The sequence below is a fragment of the Oleiphilus sp. HI0086 genome (genome assembly GCF_001635225.1).
In genome coordinates, this window is the sequence record NZ_LWFZ01000080.1 from 1 (window position 1) to 20,351 (window position 20,351).

At 44.4% G+C, this 20,351-nt stretch carries 18 protein-coding genes; 15 read left to right on the forward strand and 3 right to left on the reverse strand.

Annotated features, from left to right (window positions below; all coding sequences use genetic code 11):
• Window positions 1-367 precede the first annotated feature (367 nt).
• The 3 genes from A3756_RS01215 (at window position 368) to A3756_RS26370 (ending at window position 1,849) form a co-directional block, all read left to right on the forward strand.
• Window positions 368-715, forward strand: a complete 348-nt coding sequence (locus A3756_RS01215) for a hypothetical protein (RefSeq protein WP_068508599.1) — start codon at window positions 368-370, stop codon at window positions 713-715.
• 279 nt (window positions 716-994) lie between these two features.
• Window positions 995-1,591: a hypothetical protein gene (locus A3756_RS01220; protein ID WP_068510218.1), complete on the forward strand. Its 597-nt coding sequence runs from the start codon at window positions 995-997 to the stop codon at window positions 1,589-1,591.
• Window positions 1,592-1,678: 87 nt separating this feature from the next.
• Complete coding sequence (locus A3756_RS26370) at window positions 1,679-1,849, forward strand: DUF6435 family protein (RefSeq protein ID WP_156490163.1); 171 nt, start codon at window positions 1,679-1,681, stop codon at window positions 1,847-1,849.
• A gap of 59 nt (window positions 1,850-1,908) precedes the next feature.
• Here the strand turns inward: A3756_RS26370 and hemH are convergent, their stop codons facing one another.
• The gene (hemH, locus tag A3756_RS01225) at window positions 1,909-2,991 is read right to left on the reverse strand and encodes a ferrochelatase (protein ID WP_068516530.1); all 1,083 of its coding nucleotides are present in this window, start codon (window positions 2,989-2,991) and stop codon (window positions 1,909-1,911) included.
• Between the two features lie 135 nt (window positions 2,992-3,126).
• Window positions 3,127-4,896, reverse strand: coding sequence for an acyl-CoA dehydrogenase C-terminal domain-containing protein (locus tag A3756_RS01230; RefSeq protein WP_068516527.1), 1,770 nt, complete (start codon window positions 4,894-4,896; stop codon window positions 3,127-3,129).
• A 210-nt stretch (window positions 4,897-5,106) separates the two neighbouring features.
• On the opposite strand from A3756_RS01230, the gene A3756_RS01235 reads away from it, so the two are divergent.
• The 12 genes from A3756_RS01235 (at window position 5,107) to A3756_RS01285 (ending at window position 19,504) form a co-directional block, all read left to right on the forward strand.
• Window positions 5,107-5,994 carry a TIGR01777 family oxidoreductase gene (locus A3756_RS01235; RefSeq protein ID WP_068552721.1) on the forward strand — a complete coding sequence of 296 codons (888 nt, stop codon included), beginning with the start codon at window positions 5,107-5,109 and terminating at the stop codon, window positions 5,992-5,994.
• A 93-nt stretch (window positions 5,995-6,087) separates the two neighbouring features.
• On the forward strand, window positions 6,088-7,107 hold the full coding sequence (locus A3756_RS01240; RefSeq protein WP_082865023.1) for a DUF523 and DUF1722 domain-containing protein: 1,020 nt from the start codon (window positions 6,088-6,090) through the stop codon (window positions 7,105-7,107).
• A 194-nt stretch (window positions 7,108-7,301) separates the two neighbouring features.
• Window positions 7,302-7,478 carry a hypothetical protein gene (locus A3756_RS26375; RefSeq protein WP_156490164.1) on the forward strand — a complete coding sequence of 59 codons (177 nt, stop codon included), beginning with the start codon at window positions 7,302-7,304 and terminating at the stop codon, window positions 7,476-7,478.
• 44 nt (window positions 7,479-7,522) lie between these two features.
• Window positions 7,523-8,461 carry a GGDEF domain-containing protein gene (locus tag A3756_RS01245; RefSeq protein WP_068516523.1) on the forward strand — a complete coding sequence of 313 codons (939 nt, stop codon included), beginning with the start codon at window positions 7,523-7,525 and terminating at the stop codon, window positions 8,459-8,461.
• A gap of 215 nt (window positions 8,462-8,676) precedes the next feature.
• Window positions 8,677-11,121, forward strand: a complete 2,445-nt coding sequence (locus tag A3756_RS01250; RefSeq protein WP_068516520.1) for a hypothetical protein — start codon at window positions 8,677-8,679, stop codon at window positions 11,119-11,121.
• Between the two features lie 106 nt (window positions 11,122-11,227).
• The gene (locus A3756_RS01255; RefSeq protein WP_156490165.1) at window positions 11,228-12,946 is read left to right on the forward strand and encodes a hypothetical protein; all 1,719 of its coding nucleotides are present in this window, start codon (window positions 11,228-11,230) and stop codon (window positions 12,944-12,946) included.
• Window positions 12,947-12,990: 44 nt separating this feature from the next.
• Window positions 12,991-13,785: a hypothetical protein gene (locus A3756_RS01260; protein WP_068516515.1), complete on the forward strand. Its 795-nt coding sequence runs from the start codon at window positions 12,991-12,993 to the stop codon at window positions 13,783-13,785.
• Window positions 13,786-13,787: 2 nt separating this feature from the next.
• Window positions 13,788-14,597 carry a hypothetical protein gene (locus tag A3756_RS01265; protein ID WP_068516514.1) on the forward strand — a complete coding sequence of 270 codons (810 nt, stop codon included), beginning with the start codon at window positions 13,788-13,790 and terminating at the stop codon, window positions 14,595-14,597.
• A 60-nt stretch (window positions 14,598-14,657) separates the two neighbouring features.
• On the forward strand, window positions 14,658-15,878 hold the full coding sequence (locus A3756_RS01270; RefSeq protein WP_068516511.1) for an iron-containing alcohol dehydrogenase: 1,221 nt from the start codon (window positions 14,658-14,660) through the stop codon (window positions 15,876-15,878).
• A 278-nt stretch (window positions 15,879-16,156) separates the two neighbouring features.
• Window positions 16,157-17,329, forward strand: a complete 1,173-nt coding sequence (locus A3756_RS01275; RefSeq protein ID WP_156490166.1) for a hypothetical protein — start codon at window positions 16,157-16,159, stop codon at window positions 17,327-17,329.
• A 95-nt stretch (window positions 17,330-17,424) separates the two neighbouring features.
• Entirely contained in the window at window positions 17,425-18,606 is a 1,182-nt protein-coding gene (locus tag A3756_RS01280) for a hypothetical protein (protein WP_068516507.1), read from the forward strand.
• A 235-nt stretch (window positions 18,607-18,841) separates the two neighbouring features.
• The gene (locus tag A3756_RS01285; RefSeq protein ID WP_068516504.1) at window positions 18,842-19,504 is read left to right on the forward strand and encodes a cupin domain-containing protein; all 663 of its coding nucleotides are present in this window, start codon (window positions 18,842-18,844) and stop codon (window positions 19,502-19,504) included.
• Window positions 19,505-19,545: 41 nt separating this feature from the next.
• Here the strand turns inward: A3756_RS01285 and fghA are convergent.
• The coding region (gene fghA / locus A3756_RS01290; RefSeq protein WP_068552723.1) for an S-formylglutathione hydrolase at window positions 19,546-20,351 on the reverse strand (806 nt) is incomplete at its 5' end.

Below are 20,351 nucleotides of genomic sequence, written 5' to 3' on the forward strand. Positions count from 1 at the left end.
TTGAATTATTACTTTTAAAGTCATAATTAATTTGAAGGCTTATATGGATAGCTTTGGAAAGGGCTGTTTTATACTGATGAAATTTTAAAAATTAGTGAGTATATGAATTTGTTTTTTAGACGGAGTTTTCTGCTTACAATTTGTGTGACGTTGCTGGGGTTTGTTCCTCCCTTTTATGCATTTGCGGACTCAATCATAGTAAAAGCCAATCCTGGCTACTACCCAGTTACGTATAAAGAAGGAAACCACTGGTATGGTATGGACACGGAGGTGCTACAGGAAATCTTTGCTCGCGCCGATTTAAGCTACGATGTGGTCTTTAAACCTTTTAAAAGAAGTTTGATCGAAATGGAACGTGGAGAGATTCATGTTATTCCTAACCTTACTAAAAGTAATGTGCGTTCTAAATATGCATTGGCTAAGCCCAATCCGAACGACATGTATTGGTTTGGTTGTGAGAGATCAAGACGCATACCTTCCGATCAAAGCATTGGATGATCTAGTAAAGCTGGCGCAACAAAGGCAGCAAAAAGTAGGCTACCTCTCGGGCGCGAGTTATTCGGAGTACTTCGATGATCGCCTAAAAAATGAGGAGGCTTTGAATGCTATTCTCTACTTCCTACCGAGAAGTGAACAGTATCGTAAGATGCTGAAACTCGGTCGAATTGTTGGGTATTTCTACGATGACTACGAGTTTGAGATGCTTAGGTCCTAAAACGTATGGCCATGAATACCAAGGCTTGGCGTTGCTTTCTTATCGTGTTGAAGGCTCCTGTACGGGGGCTTATATTGGCATTTCAAAAGAATTGGACATGATTAGATATCAACAACTTAAGGGAGCGTTTCAGAGTATGAAAACTGACGGATCTTTTACTGCAATACAGCATAAGTGGTTAGGTACAAAGCCTGTTTACTTTGAATAGCTATACCTTAGGTAAAATTTTATAAGTAGTTAGTTTCCTATTAGTCATTAGTAGCAAGGGTATTTGGTAGTATGAACTCACCTCTAGAGGTCTTACGTGAGCAGCGCCAGGCAGCTATCGCGAAGCAAGACCCAAGCGCAAAATATTGTTCTTTCGCGACGCTAGAGGAACACTGCCCATCCCAAGTTAGAATGCGAACACTCGTTGTGCGAGAGATATCTACTGAGTCTTGCCTATTATTTGTAAACCGCTTAGCGCAGAAGAACTTATCAAACTTAGCAGCTAACAAAGCTGAAGCGCTATTTTTTTATCCTTCTCTTATGTGTCAGTTCAGAATGCGTGGGAGTTTATCGTTATTGTCTGCCTCTCAATTAGAACCCCATTGGCATCATAAACCTCACGCATCAAAGCTTTTAGATCACTACTATGCTCGTTACCAAAATCAGAGTTCTGAATTAAATGATCGAAAAACCTTGGAACAGGCTTTATTGGAGTTAAAGAAAATATATCCAAACTCTGATGAAGTGCCCTTTACAAAAGACGCTTTAGGTTTGCTTATTACTGCTGATTACTTAGAAATTTGGCAGGCTCATGATAGTGGTGTGCATGAACGGTCTCTATTCACCAAACATGGTTCTATATGGATAGAGCAGCTGTTGGTTCCCTGAATAATGGTCTTTTGCCGGATGATTGCAATCTATTTCCCTTATACAGACGTATTTAATAAGTACCCTCTATAAATAGGAAATAGCGCAATGATCAATCTATTTAAGCAACACACAATGAAACGCTTGATTAAGGAATATGAAAGAAAGCTGACCTACGCTTTCGAGGCTCAAAGAATGGGTGATATGAGAGAGTATGCCAAGCGAACCCAGGATGCTGATTTGGTATATCAGCAAATAAAGGATCGGCAGCAGTCTTAAACTTGTGAACGCATCAGTGAAAAGACCTTCAGGCGCCATGCTAGAAGGTCTGTTTAGTATTACTGGTGTAAAGGACATCCTTTAAACCTGCGTTCACGTGCCTGATAATCCTGAGCCTTGACCTCCCATCCTTGAAGGTTGCTGTCGATTATCGATTCTAGTAAATCAATATGGCTCCTATCTGAGTTTAACGCAGGGATATACTGATAACTTTGTCCGCCGGCTTCTAGAAAATAATCTCGATTTTCCACGGCAATTTCCTCAAGCGTTTCTAAACAGTCTGATGAAAAACCAGGGCAAAATACTTGAACAGATGAGACGCCTTTATCGGGGAGTGATTTCAAGGTGTGGTCGGTATACGGTTTAAGCCACTCAGCTTTACCAAAACGCGACTGAAAGCTTGTGATAACTTTATCCGCATCAATATCCAGCGCTTCAGTTAATAGTCGAGAAGTGACTTGGCAATGACAGTAGTATGGGTCACCTAACTCTAAGTATCGTTTGGGGACACCATGAAAAGATAGCATGAGCTTGTCAGCCTGGCCGTTCTCAGACCAAAACTGTTTTATTTTATCGGCCATTGCTTTGATATACAGCGGATGGTCGTGATAAGAATTTATAAAGCGGAGTTCAGGCACCCAGCGACGCGCTGTTAGTTCTGTAGAGATCGCGTCAAAGGTGGAACCGGCAGTCGCACCTGAGTATTGAGGATACAAGGGAAGGATCACTAAGCGTCGAGCACCTTCTTCTAGCATTGAATTCATTACCTTGTCGATGGAAGGGTTGCCGTAACGCATCGCAAACTTGGTAACAAGCTTGTCACCCCATTTGGTTTCTAGCCTCTTGCTTAAGGCTTTTGCCTGCTCTTGTGTGTGCGAAAGCAATGGTGAACCATGCTCCGTCCAAACCGAGGCATAGGCTTTAGCCGACTTTTTTGGACGTATGCGTAAAATAATGCCGTGTAAAATTATCAGCCAGATAAGTCGCGGAATTTCTACAACTCGAGGGTCAGACAGAAACTGTCTGAGGTAAACTCGTAAAGCTTGTGGTGTTGGTCCGTCGGGAGTACCTAAGTTGGTAATTAACACACCTATTTTATCTTCTTGAGTGTGAGTGAAATCGTCTAGTCCTTTAAATTTCATAATACCTGTTCCTGTCAGTAATGCTTGTATCAACAAGATTGATTGTTTGTCGCGCTATGGCAAGGATACTTGTCTAGAAAACTGCATCATGCACTTAATTAATTGTGCATGATGCAGGAGTGTGGCTTGAGGTGACTAAAACTCTTCGACTGAAAAGTCCATGATGCTACTCTTTCCAGATTTTATGTCTGAAAGCAATGCCTCCATTTCTGGTGCGTATAAGCGGAAGAAGTGTTCAGCAGCTTTACGCTTGCCTTCTAGGAACGCTGCTGGGTATTGTTTGGCTGTTTCTGCTTGCTGCGTTTGAGCGGCCATTCTGGCCCATAATACAGCTAAGGTGGTTAGTGCAAATGTTCGTAGTAGCGTCGATGCCACCGCGCCTGCCTGTTCCGGATCTTGGCTTGCGTTCTGGCCTAACCAACTCAGTGCAGACTGCAAGGTAGATAGAAAACCTTCACAGTGCTTCAAGTGACTCTCGTTTGATACGATAGAAAGTAACGAACGCATCTCATTGAAGTAAGTTAGGGGGAGTTTCCCGCCTTTCATGGTTAGCTTACGGCCGACTAGGTCCATCGCTTGAATTCCGTTGGTGCCTTCATAGATGCGGGCAATACGGCCATCGCGGAGCAGTTGCTCAACAGGCCAATCCTGTGTGAAGCCAGAGCCACCCATAGATTGGAGGCCCGCATCGACGCAAGCATATCCTTCATCGGTCAGAAATGATTTGACGATGGGCGTGAGTAATTGAAACAAATCATCGGAGCGTTCCCGCACATTTGAATCGGCGTGGTGGTGACTTAGGTCAAAGTGAAGGCCGGCCAAGCTGGCCATTGCTCTAGACCCTTCTATCAAAACCTTTTGCTTTAAAAGCATGCGGCGCACGTCAGGGTGAACAATAATCGGGTCTGCCTTGCCTGACTTGTTTTGAGGCCCAGACAGGGAGCGACTTTGTAAGCGCTCCTTGGCGAACCCCAATGATACTTGGTAAGCCGTTTCTGCCAGCCCCAAACCTTGGATACCTACCATGATACGGGCAGCATTCATCATGGTGAACATGCACTTAAGACCTTGGTTTGCTTCTCCCACTAGCCAGCCTTTGGCATTTTCAAAGTTCATTACGCAAGTCGCTGATGCTTTGATTCCCATTTTGTGCTCAAGGCCTCCACAAAATGCTGGATTGCGCGACCCGTCTTCAAGCACTTTTGGGACGACAAATAATGAGATACCTTTGCTGCCTTCTGGGCTGCCAGGTATTTTAGCCAGCACTAAATGGATGATATTGTCGACAAGATCATGCTCTCCGCCGGTAATCCAGATTTTTGTTCCACTGATAGCGTAGCTGCCATCAGGGTTCTCTTCAGCTTTTGTGGTGATTAGGCCCAAGTCGGTTCCGCACTGAGGCTCGGTCAAGCACATGGTGCCAGTCCAAATGCCTTGTATAAGCTTTGGTAGGTAGGTTTGCTTTTGTGCTTCTGTACCGTGCTGCTGGAGTAAGTCTATCGCACCATGAGATAAACCTGGGTACATGCCAAACGATAGGTTCGTTGAACAGACCATTTCATCAACAACGTTTTTTAGTAAGTGTGGTAAGCCTTGCCCGCCAAACTCAGGCGCAGACGACAAACCACTCCATCCACCTTGTTGGTAGTGTTCGTAGGCTGCTTTGAAGCCATTTGGAGTTTTCACTGTTTTAGTGTCTGGATCGAATTGGCACTCTTCTCTGTCACCAGATGTATTGATAGGCAGTAACACGCCCTCGGCCAGTTTAGCAGCTTCTTCTATAACTGCTCTTTGCATTTCTTCTGTGGCTTCGGTGAACGCAGGACTTTCGGCTAGTTGGCCGGAGTTTAAGACATCAAACAAGACGAAATTAATATTATCCAATGGTGCTTTGTAATGACTCACAGTTAACCTCTTTATAAGTTCTTTGGTTCGACTCAGAGCCGAACAGTTTCGCGACAGCGAATAAATGATATTCAAGAAGGTTTACGTCGTTAAAAACAAATTGGATCAATATGAAAGAAAACTCTGAAGTGGATCCAAATTACAAACTATTGCGTAAGTGGGTTAATAAGAGATTGAAACCGGAACTGCCGGATCGTTGGGGAGATTAGTATGAAATTATTAGTAACGGGTGGAACGGGCTTGATAGGTCGCCGATTTATCGAACGGTATACTCACCACGACTATACCGTTTTGACCAGAGATTTTCGAAGTGCGCAGAAAAAACTACCTCAACACGTTTCCTTAATTGACAGTTTGGAAAACTTTACAAACCTAGATGGGTTTGACGGCGTTATAAATCTAGCCGGTGAGCCTATTATCGACCGTCGTTGGACAGCACAACAGAAACTCAGAATATGTGAAAGCCGATGGGCAATAACTCAGGCCTTGGTTGATCTCATTAACAAGGGAGATAACCCTCCAAATGTTTTTTTATCTGGATCGGCTGTCGGTATATACGGTGATCAGGGCGATACGAAGCTAGATGAGGCCTTTGGGCTTGGGCCCTCAGACTTTGCTTCAGAACTGTGCTTTCATTGGGAGCAGTTAGCGCAGATGGCAAACAAAAGAACTCGCTGCGCTACCTTGAGAACGGGTATTGTCTTAGACGGTTCGGGCGGCGCGCTATCAAAAATGATTTTGCCATTTAAGTTGTGCCTTGGAGGGCCGCTGGGAAACGGAAAGCAGTACATGCCCTGGATTCATAATGTTGACGTAACCAGAGCGCTTGAGTATTTATTAGTAAATCAGACGACGCGTGGCGCGGTCAATTTAGTCGCACCTGGTGCCGTAAGAAATAAAGAGTTTTCTATCGCGCTTGCTCGTACATTAAAGAGAATTGCAGTACTTCCTGTTCCGGCATTTATCTTGAAAACCATACTCGGTGAATCATCTATTTTATTGCTTGGAAGTCAGAATGTAGTCCCAAAGAAGCTTCTAGAAAGTGGCTTTCAATTTCAGTATCCTCAGTTAAAGCAAGCCTTGGATGAGATACTTTGACTTTAAATCATGTCATTATGATCTAGTTTTGTGCTTGTCGCGTATACCTTGTAGAACTGTTAAAAATGCATGGCATGTAAGAGGGTGATGGGTATGAAAAAGCATAATGTTATTGTCTCCGACAAGGCTGCTTCTAGCGACGCTATGAAAAGCCGAGGTGAGAAGTCAATTCAAGTAGGTTTGAGTGCCTGTTTGGCGGGTCATGAGGTGCGTTATAATGGCGGTCATACCCAATCTCGTTTATGCCTCAATGTACTTAGTAAGCACTTCGAATTTAAAACCTTCTGCCCAGAAGTTGCTGCTGGGTTTGGAACTCCCAGACCTACCATGAGGCTGACGGGCAACCCGGAATCGCCTCAATTAAATTTTAGCGACGACAATTCTAAAGACTTGACTGATCAGTTAGTGAGTGGTTTTGAGCACAAACTACCAGAAATGGGGAGTTTGGATGGTTATATCCTGATGAGAAACTCGCCTAGTTGCGGCATGGAAAGGGTGAAAGTCTATCAGCCTAATGGTCATGCTCATATGAAGCCAGGGATGGGCGTTTTTGCTCGTGCTTTAAGGGAAAAATATCCGCTAATGCCAATTGAAGAAGAAGGTCGTCTCAATGATGACGTCTTGTATGACAATTTTGTGATGCGCGTTTATGCGTATCATAACTTTCGTAAAGAAGTTTTGGATCAGCCTAGTGTTTTAAAACTAACCAAATTCCATGCGAGCTACAAATACTTATTGATGGCACATAATCAAAAGCAAGCGAAAGCGCTTGGCAGGTTGTTAGCGGGTGACAAGAGCTTAAGTATCGAAATGCTTGCAGGGCGTTATTTTGAGGGTTTTATGCAAACACTCTCTAAACCTGCCAATCGAAGAGGGCATACAAATGCCTTATTACATATTCTAGGGTACTTAAAAAGAAGCGTACCCTCAGTGTCACGCCAGCACATTGAGTCTTCTATTTTGAAGTACAAAGAAGGCATAACTCCTTTGGCAACGCCTTTAACCCTTCTGTCTCACTATTTGAGTCAGTTTGGCTCAGCTTATATAAATGAGCAGAGATACCTACAGCCTTACCCTGAAAACATTCACCCTATCCGTAAGTATTGTCACTAGTGTTTTTATAATGAAGAAATAGTCAATATAGCCTCTAAGTGATTTACCGTTTAGGGACTTGGCTAGTAATGCTTTATTGGCAAAACTTCCATGGAGTAACTATAGTTATCACTCAGGCTTATTTTGGTACAGCCTTAAATAATGCAGTTAACTGTGTTTGATATAATAAACTATAGTGAAAAGTTGGGCGACGATTGGGGAATACATCAGTTCAGGCGGCAAGAGGCTTTGGTTCATCCGAAGACTGGGTTGAAGAAAGTGCAGTTAATCTTTTGTATGCAAATGCAGTGGCGGCAACATTTGGGAGCTTAGCTGTTTTACTCCTTATTGCGTTTTCTGTGTCCGACTATATTGATTCGTTGATTCGTTGATTCGTTGATTCGTTGATTCGTTGATTCTTGGCACTTGGGTTCTGATGGGCGTAGCTTTAGCCATTTTTAGAGCCTTAGCATTGGTTCTATTTAGGCTTAAGAGAGACAAGTTTGGTATACCTTTTTGGCAATACTCTTACCGCTTACTAAATTTATTGTCTGGAACTTTGATTGGCCTTGGCGCGGTCTGTTTCTTTCCCGTTCTTCCCGCTGAGTATCAAGTAATTATTCTGTCTGCAGTTGTAGGCTTGACCGCGGCAGCGCTAGCGACACATGCGGTTGATAACCCCGCATTTAACTTGTTTATGTTGCCTGCGTGTGGCTTGCCTGCGTTAGCATTTGTTTATTTTGATTACGAATCTCATTACGTCCTAAGTCTGTTATTAGCTTTCTTTATGCTTGTCATGATAAAGACGGGTCGTCAGACACGGGAAACGTTAATAGAAAATTTTAAGCTTACCTATACACTGCAATATCGAGCTAATCATGACCCCTTAGTAGGTCTTTTTAATAGGGGAGAGTTTGAAAGGCAGTACATGACCAGCACCCCCAATAGTCTTCACAGCATAGCGCTTATTTTTATTGATCTAGATAATTTCAAAAAACTAAATGATAGCTATGGTCATCAAAAAGGAGACCAAGCATTAACTGAATTTGCGGAAATAATTCGGGCTCAAACTCGCAAGGATGACGTTAGTGCGCGTCTTGGTGGAGATGAGTTCACAATATTATTGTTTGTTGATCAAATCGCTACGGCAAAAGCGATCGCGTTGAACATAATTGCTGACACGCAGAATATGGGTGTTAATGCTGAACTTGGTGACCTAAAAATCGGCTGTAGTGTCGGCTTAGCATTTACAAGTAATAATAACTTACCTTATTCGAAGCTGATGAGTGCAGCCGATAACGAGTGTTATAGAAGTAAACGCAATGGCAAAAATCAGTTAAGCGTTACTGATATAGATAAACCAACGCAGAGCTAGGTTAAGGGCCTTTCTGGAATCTACTTCTAGCTTGCAAGGTTTGTTAGATATTTCCTTATGTTACCGCAAAATATTAGAGTAATAGCTCTTTCCCTTTTGTCTAAATTTCCTGTAATGTGCCCTCGTTCCTATTACTACAGGCTAGGTTGTAAGTACTCATAAGTGGAAATAGCTTTTGCCTGTACTATGCTTTATGAAAAAAAAGGATGATTGCTATGAGTAAAAAGTTCTGGGGTATTACAGCCTCTATTGTTGGTGCTGCGACGGTATTTCACTTCGCGACCTTACCACCAGCACCGCCGAGTGTGCCGCCTGTTCCAGAAAACATAGCTATTCCAGAGGTGCCCACCTTAACGCCTTACGACTTGCCAACGGGTAACGTTGAGGTTTCTGACGAACCCTATCGAGCGACTTTCCGAAGTGTCGGGATTCCAGACTTAATCGAAAACGATCTAACCACTGGTGTATACAAAGGTACCCCTTACTGGCTGGAAAGAGCTGAGTGGTTTAACGAGAACTATTACAATACTCTGGCAGCACGTAAAGTCTGGCCAGAAGGTAAATCGCCAGATACGCATGAGCGTGGTGACCCAGTAACATGGGCGATAGAGCCTATTGCTCAATATACTCCGCCTCCTTGTGATCAGCCTCAGCCAACCGGCTATGATGCTGAGGGTTGTCGTTATGTCAATGCACTGTTCAAAGATGTTGAAGCAGTTGACCCTGAAAAAGCTCAAGCAATGAGAGATCAAGCCCGTCGTGGCCGTGATGTTTGGTTTAAAGGTACCTTTGGTAATCAGGATGAGAACATCATTCACCAAGCACGACTAACCGGTAAAGAGGGTATGAACTACCCGTGGTTAGATACTCGCACTCGTCCTTATCGTTTCACCAAATGGGGCTTGATCAACGACCCGGATTGTAAGCAAGGTGATGCGTCTTCTAATTGGTATGATATCTGCCAAGACCCTCATTCATCGGGTGTGCTCGGATATCGTAAATACTATCAGGAGCCGATCAAGGATGAGTCTGGCAAAGTGGTTTACGATGCAAGAACTGCAGCCTACGAAGAAAATGAAATCAAAGAAAACAAACGCTTTGCTATCGGACACCCCTGTGTACAGTGTCACGTAGCGTTTGAACCGACAAACCCGCCTAAAGATCCAAATGAGCCTAAGTGGGAAAACCTGAGTGCAACAATTGGTAACCAACACACGCGCCAGCCTATGGCTTTTTTCCAAGGTGTGCCTGAAGACCATTTAGCGAACCAAGCAGTGATGGCAGGACGTTTAGGAACAATTGACACGTCGATTGTAGCGTCTGATTGGAGCCACAACCCGGGTACGCAAAACAATATTATGGACTTCCATAACAAGCGTGTCTTTGAGCATGAAATGAAAGACCCGGTCACGGGTGAAGTTTCAACAGCGCGCACTCGTCACGTACTGAAAGGCGGTGAAGATAGTGTCGGTGAACACCTAGCGCTGATTCGTGTTTATGTGAATATCGGTATGTGTACAGAAGAATGCTGGGTGCCTAACTTTCCGCATCCTGGGCAGCATTTCGGCCAAGGCAATAAGCAAAGCCCAATGCGTATTATGCAATGTGCAAACGAATGTGATGCGTGGAACTATGCCGATGCAAAAATGGATGACCTGGCTGCGTTCTTGATTACTGGCGGCCCGACCTATCTACTAGCATCTCAAGACCTGGATGGCAAAGCAGGTAAGGATTATATCGATTTGGATAAGGTTCCAGAAGGCCGCAAAGTTTTTGCTCGTGAGTGTGCAGGTTGCCACAGCTCGAAAATGGCACCAGAAAACGTACGTGCAGATAAGAATGCTTTGGCCAAGTTCTACGAAGGTCATGTATTTGGTTCGGAAGATTACTGGCAATTAGAGTTCACTGACGCAGAGCGCAATGATCCGGCCTTTATTGCGAAATTTATGCAGAAAGATGAGTCCGGTAAGTTACGTCCTAAGCAGTTCGCCGAGAAAGGTATCTTTGGTCAGGATTGGCTGTCAAACGATGAGTTAGTGCCTTTCGATATCATTGGTACAAACTATTGTCGAGCCATTCATGACAATCATAATGAAGGCCACATCTTTGAAGAGTTCTCATCTGAGACCTACAAGAATAAGCCTTCACCGGGCAGTATTCCTAAGGTGCTTAACCCTGTCGCGCCAATCGTCGGTGGTATGCAGATTGGCGAGAAGAAGATTGAAGGTGGCCCAGGGTACTTGAGAAACTTCTCTCTATTATCGGCTTGGGCAACGGCTCCATTCCTACATAACAATGCGATTGGTGAAGTGACTTTCCTTGAAGACGGTTCACCTGACTACACGGTTAAAGGACGTATCGAACAATTCGAAATGGCCTTCGATGAGTTGATGAAGTCTGACGATCCGCTGGCAGAGAACAGTCGCCCGCAGAAGATCACTAAGTTACAGCATGACCTGAATATTACCTTAAGCGGTCAGCCAGATGGCATTGTCCATTTCCCTAAAGGCACGCCTGCTGCGCATGTACTTTCGTCTAATCCACATGATGCAGTATTCTTGAAGTGCGGTGATTTTGTTGAGAACAAAGGCCACCAGTTTGGTATAGATCTACCTGCAGAAGAAAAACTAGCCCTACGTGAATTCTTGAAACTCATGTAACGTTTGGTACTCATGTTTGTCATGAAAAACGAATGGGGAGGCCTAATTGCTTGAGCTGAGGCAGCTTTGTTATCACAAGGGCTGCTTTAGCTGGGCAATGTTAATAATGAATCTATCTAGAGCAATAAGTGCGTTAGTCCTGTTGTGTATGCTCGCTATTGGCATTACATATTGGTCTATCAATCACGCTGATAATCCGTCTATTTCTGAACTCACTCAATCTCTTGATGGTGTAGAAGAGTCGTCTCTGCATAGTCAGCTGATACCTGATACAGACCTCCCTCCTGAGGGAACCCGTTCTTTGTTCGACCATATAATCGCGCAGAATGATGGCTTGCCTTACCCTTTTACTGAAATGATCAAGCTCTTGCAGAGCCAGCACCCTGAAGGTGAAGCGCCGCTGTCATTGCTGATTCCTGATGGCCGTTCACTGCTAAAAGGCCAAGCTGATCATCATTTACCTCGAATACTGATTGCGCCAGACTTTCAGGAAGAAAACACCCCAGCGGGTTTGGGTATGAATACCCAAGGCCAGCTTTTTGTTGCGCTAGTCGAAGGGGCAAATGAAATAGAGGTGCTTAGCTACAATGAAGGCGCAGGGCGGTTTGAGTTTCAGCTGGTGCAAAATTATTGTGAAGGGTGTGTGCCAAGAATTGTCTATACTCGTCGAGCGATCTGCCTGACCTGCCACCAAGGGGGCGGGCCTATTTTCTCGCAGCGCCCTTGGCAAGAAACCAATGGACAGTTAAGTGTTGCTAAACGTATACAGGCGGCCAGAGGTAACGAGCCTTATTGGGGGGTAGACATTGAACAACCGCTGGCTACGCCTGAGCGTTTTGATGAACTCACTGATGTTGGAAATTTTCATGTAGCTAGCCAGCGCGTATGGCTAGATGCTTGTGGAGTCGAAGGCAATGAGTGTCGACGTGCACTATTGTCACTCGCTCTACGTTACGCAGATCAGCCAGGCTTGTTTGATTCAATGAGTAAAGAGGTGAATACCTTACTCAAGCTCTGGGCGAATACTTATCCCGAGACGGGCATTAAGGTGCCACAATCCGACTTGGCTAATCGAGACCCAAGTGGTGAGTCAAACACCTTTACCGAGTGGCTATACGCAACCCTTACTCCTGATATTAGCTTTGGTGACGGCGCCAAAGACAATGAAGATCTCAATGCGTTTGAAAAGCTACCACCTCTGCCACCAAGGCAGGACCCATTAACGAAGCGGGAGCCAAAACAAACGCTAAGTAAATCGGATATCGATGGTGTCTATGGTATCGCCAGTTTCTTCACTGACTCAGATTTGAAAACACTCAACGCTCACTATAGCTACAAGATAGACGCCATCTTGCAAAGAGTTTCTGACTTACCGGTTGAATTCTTTGAAGCAAAGCCTTTTTCTCGGGTGGCAACTATGAAGGCTTTATTAGCTAAGGATCTTCAGTATTGTTGTTTAGATACATCTGACATGTCTTTGCCACGAGTGAGTAGCGCGCCTAAGTTAGAGATAAACGAATATCAAGAACTTAAGTTGTTTGAGCAGTATTGCTTCACTTGTCATCGAGGTAACCCTGCTAAGCGCCTTGATTTTATGTCAGGTGATAACGAGCAAATTGTGCTTGATAAGATCAAAGATAAAGCAGAAATTCGAGACGTTCTGGACTGGGAGCGTTATCAGAATACTGATAAGGAAAGTACCTTAATGCCGCCAAGAGATTCTGTGCAGTATAAAATGCTTGTCGAGGCTTTGAGTGACGAAGGGAAAGAGGGTGATGAATTACAGCTGATGCGAGACACGGTGCCAAGCTTGTTTAGCTTTTAATCTATACTAATCACTATCGTGGAATAATCGAGAGAATATTATCAATGCACATACTTCAAGTAGCGATGTTGAAAAAGGCCATACAGCTATCGCTCGCCTTGGTTTTGATATTGAATGCCGCAAACATTTACGCGATGCCTGCCTTTGCGCGTCAATACAAGCAGCACTATGGCTATACGCCATCTTGTCACGCTTGCCACAAAGAAGGTGGCGGTACACCTTTAAACTTTTACGGACAGGCCTTTGAAGATCAGGGAAAAAACAAAGCCGCCTTAAGACTGATCGCCGAGCTGGACAGTGATAAAGATGGTATCGCTAACGGTGTTGAAGCGGTCAAAAAATCTAACCCGGGTAATCCGAATTCGCTGCCTTCTAAACCGGGAAATTGGCTTGATTTATCCAGTATTATTCCAAAAGAAGTGCAAACGTTATTTCCTAAGGCTGAAGCTTGGAAACCGCTTGATGCCACCTTAACTGAGAAAGACCTTAAGCGGGCTGAGGCCATGGGTGTAAGGCTTAGCGGTGAAGACGAGAACACGATATACATCCCTGTCGCAAATCGTCGTCCGATAGGGACCAGTCTCATCTTTCCTGTGATATATAAGAATGAAACCTTCTTCTTATTGATGTCGACAGATCGTCACTTGAATATTAGCCAAGTTAAAGCTTTAGAGTCACAGGAACTTCCTTTCGAATTAGGGGCGGAGCTATTTCAAGGTTTTAAGGGCTCAGCACTTCACTCAATACCTAAGCGCGATGGTGATGGGCTGGCGACTGCGATAAACAGTGCAGTTAAACGTGCCGGTGCCTTGGTTTATATTCGCTTGAAGGGGGCTTAAGAATGCAAGGCTTGATAGCTAATAGTTTGTTCAGCATCTTGTTAACCTTAACGGCTTCATTCAGGGCACCCTTCTTAGCACTGTTTACGGTTTGTTTCCTGAGCTTGGGGGCGAGTCCTGCTTTGGCAGAAAATGCAGAATTTGATTTCTTCAGTGATGCGCCTATCGCTGAAGAGGAATTGGTCATTGTGCCACCCGAAAAAACAGCATGGGAAGACATTGGAGCGCCTATCGCGCTTGTGGTCTTTTTCTTCTTTTCTTGCTTCTTAATCAACTGGTTTTTCCCATTCAAGCAAACGGGTATGGAGTTTGATCTTCACAACCTGCCTATCGCGGCGCAGCGGGGTATTGGTGTAGCGGTCATACTTTATGGCATAGCCTTGGTGTTTGGCGCGATGGAGGCGCATTACCAAGTCCACTTGCATGGTGACGCACCCAGCTATTTTCAGCAAATGGGTGAAGGCAAGCTGATTGCTTTCACGCATGCCCACCTATTTGGCTTCACAACCAGCTTCTTTATCATCGGTATACCTTTCTCTATGCACTTCAGTCGCCTTAAGGTCTATCAATGGATATTTCCGGTTGGGTTGATTGCCTCGTTAACAGACATCATCTCCTGGTGGGGAATGAAGTATATCTCCGGTAACTTCGAGTACATTACCTGGGCCTGTGGTCTCATCTTTAGTGTGTGCTTTATGTGGATGCTTATCGGCCTGGTAAGAGTGCTATTCTTCCCGAAAGTAAAATGGTTCCCTGATTTTATCAACGAAGATAATCAGCGCCGTTTTAAGGAAGAGCATCCTCCTGAATAGAATCAATTTGCTCACAAGCTATTATCATTATGCAATGCAGTCGAATAAGGACTTAACGCTATGAACGACTTTTTTGGAAAGCTATTAAACTATGTTTGGATGTTTTGTCTAAAACTCACAGCCAGCCTACCGTTGATTAAAGAACCTAAGTTATTCGAGGGAGAAAACTCTTCACTTGATTTGATCGATTACATGGCGAGCCAGAAGCATAAAAGCGTACTGATTGTAACGGGTGCTGGGCTAATTCGAAGAGGGCAGGTGCAGCCGATTATTGATCGTTTTGCCGAACTTAATATTAGTGTGACTATTTTTGACCGTGTAGAACCCGACCCGACGTTCAGTATCACGAATGAAGCATTGAATCTGCTAAATGAAAACAATTGCCAAAGCGTGCTAGCGATCGGCGGTGGTTCTGCGATGGACCTTGCTAAAGTCATTGCCTTGAGTGCTTCCAATAAGAAAAAACCAGAAAAACTTACCGGTTATTTCAAAGCACTTAAGAAACCTTTGCCGTTTTACGCTATCCCAACAACAGCTGGCACAGGCTCAGAAGTGACGGTTATATCCGTCATATCTGATAATCAGACTAAAAGTAAAAGCTTCGTTATTGACCCTCGTACAGCCAGCTTAGCCACCGCACTTGATCCAGTATTTATGATTACGATACCGCCTGCGTTGACGGCAGCGACAGGAATGGACGCCTTAACCCATGCTATTGAAGCGTATGTCGGAAGAAATGGTAGTGCTTACACAGACGAGCAAGCCCTCGCAGCTATTCGTTTAATATTCAAAAACCTGCCTATTGCTTTTAAGGATGGAAGTAATATTGAGGCACGAAGTGCGCTGGCATTAGCTTCTTACAAAGCAGGACTAGCGTTTACGAAAGCATCACTGGGCTACGTACATGCTATTTCTCATCAATTGGGTGCGAAGTATGGTGTTGCCCACGGCTTGGGTAATGCAATTGTATTACCGCATGTGATTCAATATTCAGCGCCTTCAATTGAAGTCAAGCTGGCAACGATTGCACAAGAAGTTGGCATCGTGCAACAAGGAGACGACACAAAACAATCAGCAAAGAGAGTGGTAGAGTATCTTTTTGCGTTTAATAAAGCGGTCGATATCCCGGAAACGATTGCTGAGCTTCAAGAAGAAGACTTTCCTTCCATCGTTAAAGATGCCATGAGCGAAGCCTATTTCAATTATCCTGTTCCCAAATTTATGCCAGAACAAGATTGCAATACACTCTTACAGCAACTATTACCAAATACTGTAGCTTGAGGGTGAATTTTTTAGTCCACTTAGACTTGATCCTGACGCTTACTGCTTCGGTCTTTGCATTTGTCATTACTGCATAGACTTTCTTTAAGGAGCCGCAATGAAGAGTCAGGATTGGGTGGGGTGCCAATAGCAATACCGACATATGGGGTATAACCTAGTTCTCATAAATCACTAATACCCCCCAAATGGGCGGGTTAATAAAATACATACTCGCCGTATTATTTTTCCTATTCGTTCTATGACTCACAAAGTAATTAAATACTCCAGGCGGATGGATAGTGAAAATAATAAGATCTCGTAATGCTAAGATGATTGCTGGCGTCTCTGTACTCGCTGGAGTTGGCTTTGTCGCTCTTCAAAGTGAACCAGTACAGGAAACGTCAAAGCTTGGCACCCCCAAGAAAATTCAGGAAATAACCATTGGTGTTGAAGCTCAGTCTTTGGCAGAGACTGCGAACATGTCTCCCGATGACGCGCCTTTAGCTATTGAAGACAGGAATGATCCTTTTGAGGGGCGAGAGGTCAAATATCGCTTCCAGCAAATAGCGTCTCATTTTGCTCAGGAGATTAAATACCCTACTTTTTCGCGCCCGATTCATCAGCAACAGGACTTGGTTGAGTATTTACCCAATCGGGCCGTACAGTCTAGTCGACCGATCAATCTTGATGACGTTGATGGAGAGATACAAGAGGTAGGGCCTCGTATTGCTCTCAAGACCTCTAAGTTTAACTATTACCCTGGCGAACCTGTTGTCGCCGTCGCAGATGTGACAGGCATACAAGCTCGTAACTCTGTGCATGTCACGGGGCTAGTTCGAGTTGGTGGACAGATTGTCGCGAAAAACCAAGGTGTTATTCGCTCAGATGACGGTTCTAATCATGCTCACCAGCAATACAGCTTGCATTTTGATGACCTCAGCAATATTCCTGTGAGCGATCAGGGAGACATGGATGTTGTTGCCGAGTTTACGATTGATGGAAATACCTATGCGATTACCTCATTAATAAGGTACCCCAAGACGGTTGCGTCTATAGAGGGGCTTGGTGAGGTCGAGGTTGAAGGAGAATACCTCAAGATTCCAATGCAGGTGACGACCTCTGCTCCCGGCTTGCATGCCATTAAAGCAAATCTTTATGCTGCTGATTTAGGCACACCTCTTGTGCACCTGAATACGGTTGAAGAGCTCAACTCAGAGAGCGGTGTGCTCTTACTGAAAGCACACATCGCAGCACTTAAAAATATGGGCCATGAAGGGCCTTATGAACTCAGGGATCTTTCGTTTACCAGGGGGGCGTCTGCACCAAAATATACCGTGGAGCAAGGGCTGGTCGGCGCGTCTACATATCCTGTTGCCGGTTTCTCTTTTAGCGAATATGACGACGTTCCATACATCGACGAGAGCGCGCAATCACGTTTGGATTTCTTAAATCAACTAGGGAGTACTCACTAAGGCTAGCAACTTTCTGTAGCAGACAAGCTCTTAAATCACTACTCAACACATAATTAAGCTCTTAAAAATAAAGATAAAAGGACAGGAGAATTATCATGAAGATACTCAAGTATATCGTCGCTTTATGCATGGCGGCGTCTAGCCTTTCTAGCTTCGCAGGTCAAATTGCGGGTAAGAATATTTTACTCATCCAAGGGTATTGGCCCACGCATATTGCCGCTGATCCAGGTGACAACGGTAAGGAAGATGGCTATCGATATTGGGGGACGTCTGAACTATACAACGGCGGTAACGGTATTGTTCGGCATGGAGATGGATCGATCAATCAGACGGCAGACCCACATGCTAGAATTCTTTACTATGATTCAGGTAAACACCTAACTGGACCAGGTAATAATGGTGAGCTTGTTGCCAATCAGTTGCAAGAAATCTTCGCAGACACACCTAACTTTTGTGTTGATGGTTGTGTGTTGGTATTGCACTCAACGGGCGATATCGTAATGCGTTATGTTATGGATCCTCAAAATGCTTCACTGTTGGGTGATTATGCCAATAACTTAAACATTGACGCGGTCATCGCCATGGCGGGTGCCGGTGGTGGTACTGACCTGGCGAACATAGGTGTTGACCTGTTTAATGGTATCAACTACGGCTCTACTATTGCTAATGCTATTTCCGATTGGATTGGTGCAGATATTACATTGCCCAGCACGCGAATTGGTATGACGTATGAATTGCAGCCTGAAATTGCTCGAGGCTTAGCCGCGTCTGGTACGTCTAATTCGATCCCTAACTTGCGTATTGCAGGTACGGGTGATGAGCTTTTTGGTCTCGTTACGCACCCGCTGATTACAGGCGGCGATGACAGTGTTGTACCTCTGCATAGTGCATGTGGCTCTAACAGGGAAGAGTCCATTGATTCATGTGTGTCTGATCTAGCTGTAGATGGACGTGTGAAGTATGTCTCGAAGCACCCGTCTGGTTACTACGATTATTACTACCCCATCATTATGAGTGAGAACACACCTCACAATAATATGCCGCAATCCATTAATATCTGGTCTTTCCAAAACCTATTGGTACTTCCATGGTTTGTTGACGGTCACCCAATGACCTTCGCATTGAGCAATGCAAATCAATACGAAAACAGTGGTAATGCCTCAATCGATGTGGATGTAGAGTATCACCATCACTGGTCATGGTTTAAGAAATATCGGTATATCACCAATGCTTCAAGAAAAAGTATGTCTGAAGTGATACTGGACTCATTTGAGTAGTAGAGTCTGAAATACTTAGTCATGTAAAAAACTAGCATAAGGCTGAATAGAAAATCCGATGATGGCAACATTGTCGGATTTTTTTATGGGCTTTCGTTAAGGCTTAATCAATATTTTTGTGGCCCAGGCTTTAAGGCAATGCGTATATACCTGTTTGTTACCGTTAATAATAAAAAAGGTGTCAGGTCTTTTTTTTCACTGTATTGTTAATGCTCACAAGGTATGAGTATTAACAATGTTAAATATGGATTTTTCGGAAAAGCTGGCTCTCGATACAGCGAAAATGGAATGGGATAAAAGCCCTGCTGCCGGTGTTTGGCGTAAACCTTTGGAGCGAGAAGCTAAGGAATCGGGGCATACCACGAGCATTGTAATGTATGAGCCTGGCTCGTCTTTCTCTGAGCACTTTCACCCAATGGGTGAAGAGATTTTTGTATTGGAGGGCGTATTCTCAGATGAAACAGGAGACTTTGGCGCTGGAACCTATATACGTAATCCGCCTGGAAGCAACCATGCCCCGTTTAGTAAGCAAGGCTGTGTTATCTTGGTCAAGCTGAACCAGTTTTCACTCGAGGATAAAGAACAGGTACGCATCGATACTACTTCTACCTCTTGGCTGCCAGGAATCGGCAGGCTGCAGGTTATGCCTTTGCACGATTTTGAGCATGAGCATGTCGCACTGGTGAAGTGGCCGAGTAATGAGCGTTTTCAGTCTCACCGTCATTTTGGAGGGGAGGAAATTTTTGTCCTATCGGGAAAGTTTTGTGATGAGCATGGCATCTATCCTAAAGGAAGCTGGATACGTAGCCCTCACATGAGTCAGCATCACCCCTTCGTTGAAGAGGAGACGGTCATTTTGGTGAAAACTGGGCACTTACCCGTGCCAATTAACCCTTAGATAATTAAGAGGCGAAAGTATCTCTACACACTAAAACGCTTTTAGTCAGCTCTGCTTAAGTGAGCAAAGTGGAATCTTAGGTGATCTTCTATGAAGCTTTGAATAAAAAAGTAACTATGGTCGTAGCCTTTTTGCATTCTGAGTTCTAGATTCGCGCCGACAGATTTGGCGGATTCTACAAGATTTTCGGGTTTTAGTTGTTCCAGCAGAAAATTATCCTCATCACCTTGATCCACTAATATCGGTAACGCACATCCATGTTCTTTTAACAGCTCGCAACTATCGTATTGTTTCCATGTATTCTGATCCGTGCCAAGGTAAGCGAGAAATGCTTTTTGTCCCCATGGGCAATTGATTGGATTGCTAATAGGGCTGAAGGCAGAGACTGACCGATAAGCTTCTTGATTCTTCAGGGCAATAGTTAAAGCGCCATGCCCGCCCATACTATGCCCGAAAATAGACTTTACATTGGAGACAGGGAAGTTGCGTTCAACAAGTTTCGGTAGTTCTGTTGCGATGTAATCGTACATTCGATAGTGGGAAGACCAGGGTGGCTGTGTAGCATTTAGATAGAAGCCAGCCCCTAAGCCTAGGTCATAAGAGCCTTCGGGGTCATCGGCAACATCTTCACCACGAGGGCTTGTGTCGGGTGCGATGATAATGAGTCCGAGTTCTTCTGCCAGACGAAAAACACCCGCTTTATGCATGAAGTTTTCATCTGTGCAGGTGAGGCCGGATAACCAGTACATTGCAGGGAGAGGGCTTCCAGTTGATGCCTTTGAAGGTATAAATACCGAAAACCGCATATCACAACCCAAAATATCCGACGTATGTGTGAACTGCTGAT